This window comes from Pseudonocardia yuanmonensis, assembly GCF_039542425.1.
GTDB classification, from domain to species: Bacteria; Actinomycetota; Actinomycetes; order Mycobacteriales; family Pseudonocardiaceae; genus Pseudonocardia; species Pseudonocardia yuanmonensis.
On record NZ_BAABIC010000047.1, the window covers coordinates 1 to 9,814 of the forward strand.

The 9,814-nt window shown below is 72.5% G+C and carries 11 protein-coding genes and 1 pseudogene; 3 read left to right on the plus strand and 9 right to left on the minus strand.

Annotation, left to right across the window (positions count from 1 at the left end):
* The 8 genes and pseudogenes from ABD990_RS33855 to ABD990_RS33890 form a co-directional block, all read right to left on the minus strand.
* Nucleotides 1-127, minus strand: a pseudogene (locus ABD990_RS33855) (leucyl aminopeptidase); the annotation flags it as partial.
* Nucleotides 128-132: 5 nt separating this feature from the next.
* A complete protein-coding gene (locus tag ABD990_RS33860; protein WP_345384899.1) occupies nt 133-273 on the minus strand; it encodes a hypothetical protein in 141 nt (46 codons plus the stop codon).
* Nucleotides 270-872: a hypothetical protein gene (locus tag ABD990_RS33865; RefSeq protein WP_345384900.1), complete on the minus strand. Its 603-nt coding sequence runs from the start codon at nt 870-872 to the stop codon at nt 270-272. The genes ABD990_RS33860 and ABD990_RS33865 overlap by 4 nt, the downstream gene beginning before the upstream one ends.
* Before the next feature lie 8 nt (nt 873-880).
* Nucleotides 881-1,519 carry an SRPBCC family protein gene (locus ABD990_RS33870; protein ID WP_345384901.1) on the minus strand — a complete coding sequence of 213 codons (639 nt, stop codon included), beginning with the start codon at nt 1,517-1,519 and terminating at the stop codon, nt 881-883.
* 42 nt (nt 1,520-1,561) lie between these two features.
* Nucleotides 1,562-2,422: an FAD binding domain-containing protein gene (locus ABD990_RS33875; protein WP_345384902.1), complete on the minus strand. Its 861-nt coding sequence runs from the start codon at nt 2,420-2,422 to the stop codon at nt 1,562-1,564.
* Nucleotides 2,419-3,513: a PEP/pyruvate-binding domain-containing protein gene (locus tag ABD990_RS33880; RefSeq protein ID WP_345384903.1), complete on the minus strand. Its 1,095-nt coding sequence runs from the start codon at nt 3,511-3,513 to the stop codon at nt 2,419-2,421. The genes ABD990_RS33875 and ABD990_RS33880 overlap by 4 nt, the downstream gene beginning before the upstream one ends.
* The gene (locus ABD990_RS33885) at nt 3,510-5,387 is read right to left on the minus strand and encodes a PEP-utilizing enzyme (RefSeq protein ID WP_345384904.1); all 1,878 of its coding nucleotides are present in this window, start codon (nt 5,385-5,387) and stop codon (nt 3,510-3,512) included. The genes ABD990_RS33880 and ABD990_RS33885 overlap by 4 nt, the downstream gene beginning before the upstream one ends.
* Nucleotides 5,384-6,073: an isochorismatase family protein gene (locus tag ABD990_RS33890; protein ID WP_345384905.1), complete on the minus strand. Its 690-nt coding sequence runs from the start codon at nt 6,071-6,073 to the stop codon at nt 5,384-5,386. Before ABD990_RS33890 ends, ABD990_RS33885 begins: the two co-directional genes overlap by 4 nt.
* 366 nt (nt 6,074-6,439) lie before the next feature.
* Between ABD990_RS33890 and ABD990_RS33895 the strand changes: the two genes are divergently transcribed.
* The 3 genes from ABD990_RS33895 to ABD990_RS33905 all read left to right on the plus strand — a co-directional run bounded on the left by ABD990_RS33895 (nt 6,440) and on the right by ABD990_RS33905 (nt 9,308).
* On the plus strand, nt 6,440-7,897 hold the full coding sequence (locus ABD990_RS33895) for a hypothetical protein (RefSeq protein ID WP_345384906.1): 1,458 nt from the start codon (nt 6,440-6,442) through the stop codon (nt 7,895-7,897).
* A gap of 154 nt (nt 7,898-8,051) precedes the next feature.
* Nucleotides 8,052-8,741: a GntR family transcriptional regulator gene (locus tag ABD990_RS33900; RefSeq protein ID WP_345384907.1), complete on the plus strand. Its 690-nt coding sequence runs from the start codon at nt 8,052-8,054 to the stop codon at nt 8,739-8,741.
* A gap of 213 nt (nt 8,742-8,954) precedes the next feature.
* Entirely contained in the window at nt 8,955-9,308 is a 354-nt protein-coding gene (locus ABD990_RS33905) for a hypothetical protein (protein ID WP_345384908.1), read from the plus strand.
* A 7-nt stretch (nt 9,309-9,315) separates the two neighbouring features.
* Here ABD990_RS33905 and ABD990_RS33910 read toward each other — a convergent pair.
* A partial coding sequence (locus ABD990_RS33910; protein ID WP_486362915.1) for a polyphosphate kinase 2 family protein occupies nt 9,316-9,814 on the minus strand: 499 nt, incomplete at its 5' end.

Genomic DNA, 9,814 nt, shown 5'->3' on the forward strand with positions numbered 1-9,814 from the left:
ACAGGAACGCATCGGCGTACTCCGCGCGCTCGGCCCCGCGGGTCAGCACCGCCACCGTCTCGCCCTCGTGCACCCCGGACAGGGTCAACTGCTGCAGGCAGATCTCGTTGAACAGGTTCTGGTCCATACTGGCTACTCCTGGGGTGCGAGGGACGAGAGCAGGTGCGGGCGGACGAGGCCGAGGAAGCCGGGGAGGTCGTCACACGGCACCCGGTCGCCGGTGCCGGGGATTCCGGGGACCGGGACGTCCGCGATGTCGATCGACGTCGTCATCGGCGTGCCACCTCCGCCGCGCCCGCCGGGAGGAGGTCGAGCGCCCACTCCAGCAGGGGCGCCGCGTGCCGGGCGGCGGCCGGGATCCGCACCCGGTCCGCCATGTACCGCAGCTTGCGCTCGGCCTGGGGACGCGAGCACACGCCGGTCAGGACCCAGTCCCGGGTGAGGCCCGCGAGGGTCTCGAGGAAGGACAGCGAGTCCGCCGCCTGGACCTCGTCGGCGCCGTCGAGCCCGCCGACCTCGTGCAGCCCGACGAGGCGCCGGATCTCGGCCCCGTCGACGGTGGCCGCCACGGGGCCCAGACCCCCGAGCCAGACGGTGACGGCCTCGGCCGAGCGCAGCATGTGCGCGTACAGGTAGTCGGGGTCGTCCCACCGCCCGTCGGCGTGCCGGAGCACCGGGCCGCCCGGGAACATCCGCTCGATGTCGTGGGTCAGCGCCGCGATCCGCATCTCGGCCGTCGCGGCGGGCGCGAGATGGACCAGCCAGTCGCGCGCCCGCACGAGGTGATCGGCCTGGCCGTACGGCGCGATCCACTCGGCGGCGAGCGCCTCGACCTCGCCCTGCGCCTCGACGCGGGGTGCGGTCCAGGGCATCGGCGCGGTCATCGCCGGCGCCGGTTCTGCCAGACGGCGATCCCGCTGAGCACCGCCGACACCGCGCTCAGCGCCACGGAGAGGATCGTCCAGCGGTCCGGACCCCGGTGGGCCGGAAGCACCGGCGCGGGCGGACCGGGGGGTGCCGGCGAGCGCTCGGCGAAGTCGGCGGTGCCGATCGCGGAGCGGCCGGGTGCGGCCCCGCCGAGGGCCTCCTCCAGGTTGCGGGAGAAGGCGGCGGTGACCTTCCCGGCCTGCTTCGCGACGACCTTCTGCCCGACGCTGCCCAGGGCGCCCGCGAGGGCCACGTCGCCGTCGACGGACACGGTCGTCCGGTCCGGTCCCGCGGCCTCCACCTGGACCGTCACGGTCGCCCGGACGTTGCCCATGGCCCCGCGCACGGTCTTGCCGGTCGCGGTGAAGGCGATGAGCTTCTCCGGCACCCGCTCGACGATCGTCACGGTCGCGGCGAAGGTGGCGGACATCGGCCCGACGCTCTGGGTGATCCGGACGTCGATGTCGTCCGGCCCGGTCAGCACCAGGTCCTCGACGCCGGGCACGCAGCCGGCGACCTTCTCGGGGTGCTCGAAGAACGCCCACACCGAGCTCAGCGGCTGGGCGACCTCGAATTCCTCACGGAGTTGCATGATCTCTCTTCCACCCTTGGACATCGCCGCGGGCACGTCGTGTCACGGGCGTGAGGCCCGCAGGTCGGTCAGCGCGCGGCGGAGGTGGACCGGCAGCAGGTGGCGCCGGTAGGCCGCGGAGGCGCGCACGTCGGAGGGTGGGTCGACGACCTCCGCCGCGGCGGCCGCGGCGGTGTCGAGGTCGGCGTCGGTCAGCCGGGAGCCTTCGAGGGCGGCCGCCGCCGCGGTGGCGAGGACGGGGGTGTCCGCCACACCGCCGAGGGCGATGCGGACGCCGCGCCAGGTGCCGTCGGCAGCCCGGTCGCCCGTGACCACCACGCTGACAACGGCGAAGTCGTTGTGCTTGCGGCAGTACTGGCGGAAGGCGACGTGCTGGGGGTGGCCCGGGAACTCGACCGCGACGAGCAGCTCGTCGGGTTCGAGCACGGTCGCGTAGGACCCCGTGTACAGCTCGGTGACCGGGATCCGGCGCACGCCGCCCGGCCCGACCGCGACCACGGTCGCGTCGAGCACGAGGCAGGCCAGCGGCATCTCGCCGGTCGGGTCGCCCTGGACCAGGGACCCGCCGATCGTGCCCCGGTTGCGGACCTGCCGGTCCCCGATGTGGGTCACGATCCGGGAGAGCAGCGGCAGCCGCTCGGCCACGAGCGCCGACCGCTCGAGGGTGGAGTACCGGATCAGCGCGCCGATCTCGGTCCGCTCGCCGTCGACGCGGATGTCGTCGAGCTCGTCGATCTCGTTGATGTCGACGAGCGCGTCGGGGCGCCAGAGGCGCATGTTCAGCATCGGCACCAGGCTCTGCCCGCCGGCGAGCACCCGGGCGCCGCCGGCGTGGTCGCGCAGGTGCGCGACGGCCTCGGCGACCGTGGTCGGCCGGTGGTAGGCGAAGCGGGCGGGCTTCACGACGACCGGTTCCCCGACGCGACGCCGGTGCCGGAGAACCGGGCCAGCACGTGCCCGACCGCGGACTTCGGCTTCGCCACGAGCTGCTCGGCCCGGCGCTGCGCCCACACCGTCTCCGGCCGCACCTGCAGGACGAACACCTCGCCGGCCTCGGAGACGGCCCACTCGATGTCCTGCGGGGCACCGCGGTGCCGCTCGATCCGCTTGGCCAGCCTGGCCAGCGCGTCGAGCTCCTCCTCGGTCAGGCAGGGCAGCTCGTGCCGGTCCTCGGCCACGGGGACCAGCCCGACCGCGCCGGTGGCGGGGTCGACGCCGTACGCGGACTCCTGCGGGGTCAGCTCGCGCTTGACCACCTCGAAGGTCACCTTGTCGACGACGAACCGGCTCGGCGTGACGCCGCCGCCGACGACCCCTTCCCCCAGGCCCCAGCAGCCCTCGACGACGACCTTCGAGCGGTCCCCGGTCACCGGGTCGAGGGTGAACATGACGCCCGCGGAGCGCGCCTCCACCATCCGCTGCACGCCGACGCAGATGCCGTGGTCGGCAAGGGCGGCGTCCGCGGTGGCCTCCGGCTTGTAGGTCAGCACGGCCGGGCCGAACATGCCCGCCCAGCAGCGCCGGACGTGGGTGAGGACGTCGTCCGCTCCGCGGATCCACAGGAAGGTGTCGTACTGCCCGGCGAAGCTGGCGCCGGCGAGGTCCTCGGACTCGCCGCTCGACCGGACGGCGACGGGCAGGTCGGCGGTCCCGGCCTCGCGCTCCAGCCGGGCGTAGGAGGAGCGGACGGCGTCCTCGAGCGCCGGCGGCACGGTCGCGCCCTCGATCTCCGCGGAGAACTGTGCGCTGAGCTCCTGGACGCGGGCGAGGTCCGCCCCGCGCGCCTCGGCCCGCACCGCGCGGGCGGCGTCCGCCAGCCCGGACTCGGCGAGGAAGTAGCGGTAGGCGGAGGTGGTGACGCCGAACCCGGGCGGCACCGCGAACCCGGCCGCGGTCATCTCGGCGAGGCTGCCGAACTTCCCGCCGAGCAGCGGGCTGGCGACGGCCGCGGGGTCGTCGATCCGAAGGACGAAGGGGGTCTCCGTCGTGGTCATGCGGTCACGTCCTCGAGCACGCGGACGACGCCGTTGCCGCCGTCGACCTCGATCAGCTGTCCGGTCTTGATGGTGGTCGTCGCGAAGCCCGTACCGACGACGGCGGGGAGCCCGTACTCGCGGCACACGATCGCGGTGTGCGCCATGATGCCGCCGACGTCGGACACCGCGGCCGCGAGCCGGGAGAACACCGGCGCCCAGCTCGGCGCCGTGATGCGGCAGACCAGGATGTCCCCGTCCTCCACCTCGTGGAGCTGCTCCGGGTCGAGGATCACCCGCGCCCGGCCCGTGACCCTGCCCGCGGAGGCGGCCACACCGTTGAGCTGGTTCGGGTCCTGGTCCTCGGAGCCGAGCCACTCCTGCACCGACTCCTGGTTGATGCCCCACAGCATCACCGTCAGCGGCTCGGTGATGTACTCCGGCGGCACTCCGAGCGCGGGCTGCGGCGGGTTCGCCTTGAGCACGTCGCGGATGCGGCGCCGGCGCTCGACCTCCGGCCGCCAGTACGTGACGCCCCGCGCCTCCGTGCCGGTCGCCCATCCGATGTTGAGGTCGTAGAGCGCCGAGTAGATCTCGTTGCGGTGCAGGTAGAAGATGTCCTCGCGGTCGTCGAGGAAGCCGTGCGCCACGAACACGTCGCCCAGCTCGCGCACCTTCGACCAGAACATCGAGTGGTGCCAGTGCTCGACGTAGAAGTTGTGGTTCTCGACGAACGGGAAGACCTTGCGCGCCAGCTCGACCAGCCCGTCGAAGGACTCCCGGTCGGCGTCCGTCGGCAGGTAGGTGCGGTACTCGTCCGTGACCCGGACCCGCTCGGCGAGGATGGCCTCCAGCGGACGGTCGATGTCCTGCCCGTCGAGGAGGTTCTTGATGTAGCCGCGCAGGGCGGTGAAGGGCAGCCGCAGGTCGTCCATCCACGCACGGTCGCTGTGCTGGTAGCCCGCGCCCGTCGAGAACCAGAACCACGGGTCCTTGGCCTGCTCGAAGGCCTCGACCCAGCGGCCGCCCTCCGGCTGCGCCGCGACGGCGGCGAGGGCGGCCTCCGGGTCCTCGGTGCCGAGCAGCTGCTCGGTGAGCCCGAGCTCGACGGCGAGCCGCGCCAGGGCGCGGACCTCGTCGTCCGGCCGGAACAGCATGATGTCGATGCCGGAGACCATGCTGGCGATGGTCTGGTCCGTGATCCCCGGGAAGGCGGCCTGGCAGAACTCACGGAAGGTGAGGTAGGCGCCGTAACCGAGGTTGAGCATCTCGAAGTGGTAGGAGCCCATCTCGAACATGTTGTGGATGAGCTCGCTGTACCGCGTGAGCAGGTCGTAGGTGGAGAACAGGCCGCGGTGGGAGAAGACGGCGGACTCCGGCTCCTTGTGCGGCAGCGGCGCGAAGTGGAGGCCCTTGAGCCGCTCGATGCAGTCGGTCGCCTTGGCCACCCACTGCTCGTAGATCTCGTCCCAGTTCTCGTAGTAGTGCCCGGCCCGGATCTCGAAGTCCGCGGCGCGCGCGGCGACCTCGTCGGCGTCGGACACGGCGTTCGGGCTGATGTAGAGGTAGCCGTTGATGATCCGGTGGTCGATCCCGCCGGCCAGCGGGATGGGCCAGACGCGGGTCGACATCTGGCTGACCGCGACCCACCAGTTCTCGGTCATGATCGTGTCGAACGGGTAGAGCGGCTCGGGGTTGTGCATCCCGTCGAAGAACCAGAACTTGCCGTCCTCGAACTCCGCGCGCTCGGGGCTGAGCAGCGCGTAGTACGGGTACATGCTCTCCCAGCCCTCGGCGCCCGGCGGCGTGGTGACCGCGAACGGGCTGGCGAAGCGCTTGCCGGGCACGGCCTGGGCGGGCTCGAAGGGCAGGGGATCGGGGCTCGTGGGGGTCATACGGAGACCTCTGGCTTCGGCTCGGTGGTGGTCGACGGTGCGGTGTCGGGGTCGCTCGGGCGGGTGAGGTAGTCGAGGACGTCGGCGAGGTCGACGACGTCGCCGTACTTCTCGTCGATGTCGAACAGGCTGGCGCCGTGCGGTTCGGGAGCCCGGTCGGCGACGCAGTCCCGTGGCACCAGGGGCGGGAAGCCGTACTGGACCGCGTCCACCACGGTCGCGCGGACGCAGCCGCTCGTGGTGGCCCCCGCGACGACGACGGTGTCGACGCCCCGGGAGACGAGGTACGTGGCCAGCCCGGTGCCGAAGAACGCCGACGCGCCCGTCTTGACGACGAGGTGCTCGTCGGGCCGGGGGTCCAGCCGCGCGTCGATCTCCACGAGCCGGCTGCCGGCCTCCAGCGCCGCCATCCCCCGGGCCTTGCGCAGCCACATGAGCCCGGCGACCTGGCCGGGGTCGTAGGCGATCGTGGTGAACACGACCGGTGCGCCCGCGGACCGCGCGGCCGCGAGCAGCTGCGCGGTCGCGAGCACGGGCGCCGTCATGTCCGCGCCCGTCGGGTAGGACGGGTCGGTGAAGCCGTAGCTGAAGTCGACCACCACCACCGCGGGGCGGGCGCCGCGCGGCACGGAGTGGCCGAATCCTGCGCGGTCGTACACACGGGCCGTCTCGGGCTCGTGGTCCACGGGTGCTCCTCTACGCGTCGTCGTCGTTCGGGCGACGAGGGGTGGCATACGTGTATACCAACCGCGCCTCCAGCTCGGCCCGGGGCCGAACGCCAGGAAGCTTGCCCCACCGCGGGGCGGGAAGGGAAGCCCCCGGACCAAGAAACGCGATCGACAACTGCGGCAACGTCGTCGTTACACGGCGCATCGTCGCAGCTCAGGACGAGTGCCTTGCCCCTTGTCCGGGAATGGCATACCGGTATACGTTCTGCGCCGGCATCGCACCGCCGGGCTGCGCACCCGGCCGGTCACTCCCGCGCGACGCCGTTTCTCGCTCCACCCCGCTGCGGGTCCGCAGCGCTCGGCACTCCCCTACCGGAGATCCTCATGCCGCAATTCCCCGAGCAGGCCTCCACCCACTGGATCCTCTCCACCTTCATCTACACCGTGGGGGCGATCGCCGTCCTCCTCGTCGTCGTGGGCCTGGTGTTCATCGACGTCGGACTCGTCCGGCGCCGCAACGTCCTCGACACGGCACTGCAGAAGATCGGGGCCGCGATGGTCGGCGGGCTCGGCACGCTGCTCATCGGCTATCCCCTCTGGCAATGGCAGTTCAACCAGGCGTTCGGGGTGCCCGACCCGTTCTGGCAGGCGGTGCGCGACTGGTGGCTGGGCGGCGCGTTCACCACGACCGCCTCCCGGTACATCGACCCCTCGGCCCTGCCCGAGGCGGACGTGCTGCAGATCTTCCTGGTGTTCTTCGTGACCTTCACGATGGCGACGGTCGCGCTGATCCACACCGGGGTCGTGGAACGCATCAAGCCGGTCCCGCTCCACGTGATGTCCTTCGTCATCGGCGCGGTGCTGTCGCCCCTGGTGGGCTACCTGTGCTGGGGTTCGCTCTCGCCCCTCACGCTGCGCGGCACGCACGACTTCGACGGGGTCTTCCCGCTCTACATCACCGCCGGGACCTTCGTGCTCGTGCTGGCGTGGCGGGTCGGGCCCCGACTCGGGGCCTTCCACACCCACCCGACCGGTGCCCGCCCCGCCGCCCAGAACCTGTCCTTCGTCGGGATCGGGACGCTGCTGATCCTGCTCGCCCTGCCGTTCGTCACGATCGGCAGCGGCTACATCGTCCCGGACGTCGGGTTCTTCGGGATCTCGTTCACCGAGAGCGGGATCGGCGTCGTCATCGTCAACCTCGTGGCAGCGATCATCGGCGGTGCCGTCGTCGGGCTGCTGCTGGCCCACCGTCGCCGCGAACCCACCTGGGCCTTCCTGGGACCGATCTCGGGCGTGGTGATCACCGGGACCCTGCTGGACGTCGGCAACGCGTGGCAGTGCCTGCTGGTCGGCGCCCTCGGCCCGCTCGTCGGGCTGGGTACCGCGAGCATCCTGCGCCGGCTGCGCATCGACGACCCGAAGGTCGTGCCGCTCGCCCTCGGGCCGGGCGTGGTCGGCGCGGTGCTCACCGGGTTCGTCGAGTGGGGCACCCGGACCGGCGGCTACATCGGGCTGGAGGGGCCGTACGCGGTGGGCGTCGCGCAGATCACCCCGTGGTGGCAGCTCGCCGGCGTCGGGGCGACGATGCTCGTCGCCGGCGTCCCGGCCTTCCTGATGTGCCTGCTGTTCGAGCGGTTCGGCGGGCTCCGGGCGGACGCCGCCGAGGAGGTCACGGGGCTCGACCGGACACGGTGGGGCCTCGAGAACTCCTCGGACGACCTCGACCCCCGGGGCGTGGACGACGCCGCTGCGCCGGGAGCGGCCCGGGCAGCGACCGCGGAACCGGCGGAGCCCGCGGTGCCGGTCGCCCCCGCGGAGTCCGCGACGATCACCTCGCCGTGACCACGTCCTCCGTGGCACCGGCGGTACCGCCGGTGCCACGGAGGCCGGGGCCGGTGGGCCGCCCCGTATCATTCACCCGGCCCACCGTGGTGATCCGCGGTGCGGGGAGGAGCCGGCGAGCGTCCGACGGATCGCTCAGGATGGAGACCGGTAGATGCAGCTGGTGGGGCGGAACGCCGTTCCCCTGTCGCAACGCACGAGCGAGGGCGTCGCCCGGGTGCTGCGCGAGGAGATCTTCTCCGGGAACCTCCAGCCGGGTGAGCCACTGCCGGAACGTGCCCTTGCGGAGAGCCTGGGCGTCAGCCGCACCCCCGTCCGCGAGGCCCTGTTCACGCTGCAGAGCGAGGGCCTGGTCGAGCTCACCCCCAACCGGGGCGCCACCGTCCGCACGATCACCTCGCAGGACATCGTGCAGATCTACTCGCTCCGGGCCGTCCTCGAGGCCTACGCGGCGGGCGAGGCGGCCCGCACCCGCACCGGGGCGGACCTGGACGCGCTGGTCGACGCCCAGGCCAAGCTCGAGCGAGTGGGGCTGTCCGGCACGGCCGGGGACCAGGCCCTCGCCGACCTGGCCTTCCACAAGCTGATCAGCGACGCCACGGGCAGCAGGCTGCTGCAGACGATCATGGGCCAGGTGCTCGCCTTCACCGTGAGCTATCGCTCGCGCTACTCGTACCCCGCCGAGCGCACGGCGATCGCCACCGAGCAGCACCGCGGGATCCTCGAGGCCCTCCGCGCCCAGGACGGACCGCTCGCCGAACGGCTCATGCGGGAGCACGTCGAGTCGTCGAGGGCCTTCGCGCTCGCGCACTTCGACGAGAGCGGCCACGCCGTCGTCCCCTGACGGACCGCTCCGCCACTCCCGCAAGACAGGTACCGCGTGACCGACGAGAGCCGGCTGCCCGCCGACCTCGTCCATCCCCCGCGTCGACGCCCACGCGGCCGCGGGGCGAGCGGCCGGAAGGCGCCCACGCCCTGCACAGCGCACAAGGTGTTCATCTGCCCGCCTCCTCGGGAGGTGGCGCCGGCCGGCTCCGACGGGCAGAAAGGAGGGGTGGTGAATCGTGTACCGACCGCGCCCGCGGCGACGCTCCTGCACGCCGGCGCCCCTCCGGCCGGGCCGGACACCTCGCGGCCGGCGGACGGGGTCGGGCTCCGGCTGATCAGGGTCGTGGCCCGCGTGGTCGGTGCGCTGATCGTCGGCGCGCTGACCGTCGCCGTCTCGGTCGCATGGGCCTGGGCCGAGGTCTCGCGCGCCGTCCGGACGAGCGTGCACCGTCGCCGCGATCGAGGTGCCGGCGCCGCCGCGCGGTCACAGTGCGTCTGGTGCGGGTACCGGCACACCCGGCATCCCGTCCTCGTCCACAGTGACGGGTGGGCTCGGCGCTTCTCCGAGCGGATCACCGCGTAGGCGGTCGTCAGGTGCGCTCGCTGGCCTCGTAGACCTGCGACGGCGGCCCGACGACGAGCGGATCCGGCTCCCCGACCGCCTCGGGATCCTTCGTCGGGTAGTCCAGCGTCGAGAGCACCCAGCTCAACGCGGCGATCCGGCCGCGGCGCTTGTCGTTGCTGCGCACCACCGTCCACGGTGCCTCGGGCCTGTCCGTGCGCTCGAACATCGCCTCCTTGGCGCGGGTGTACTCGTCCCACCTCTCCAACGCGGCGAGATCCACCGGGCTCAGCTTCCACTGCCGCAACGGATCGATCACCCGGATCAGGAAGCGCGTCCGCTGCTCCGCCCGGGACACCGAGAACCACAACTTCACCAGGTGGATCCCGTCGTCGACCAGCGACTGCTCCAGGTTCGGCGCCTGCGCCATGAACTCCTCGTACTCCCGGTCCGAACAGAACCCCATGACCGGCTCGACGACGGCCCGGTTGTACCAGGACCGGTCGAACAGCACGATCTCCCCGGCC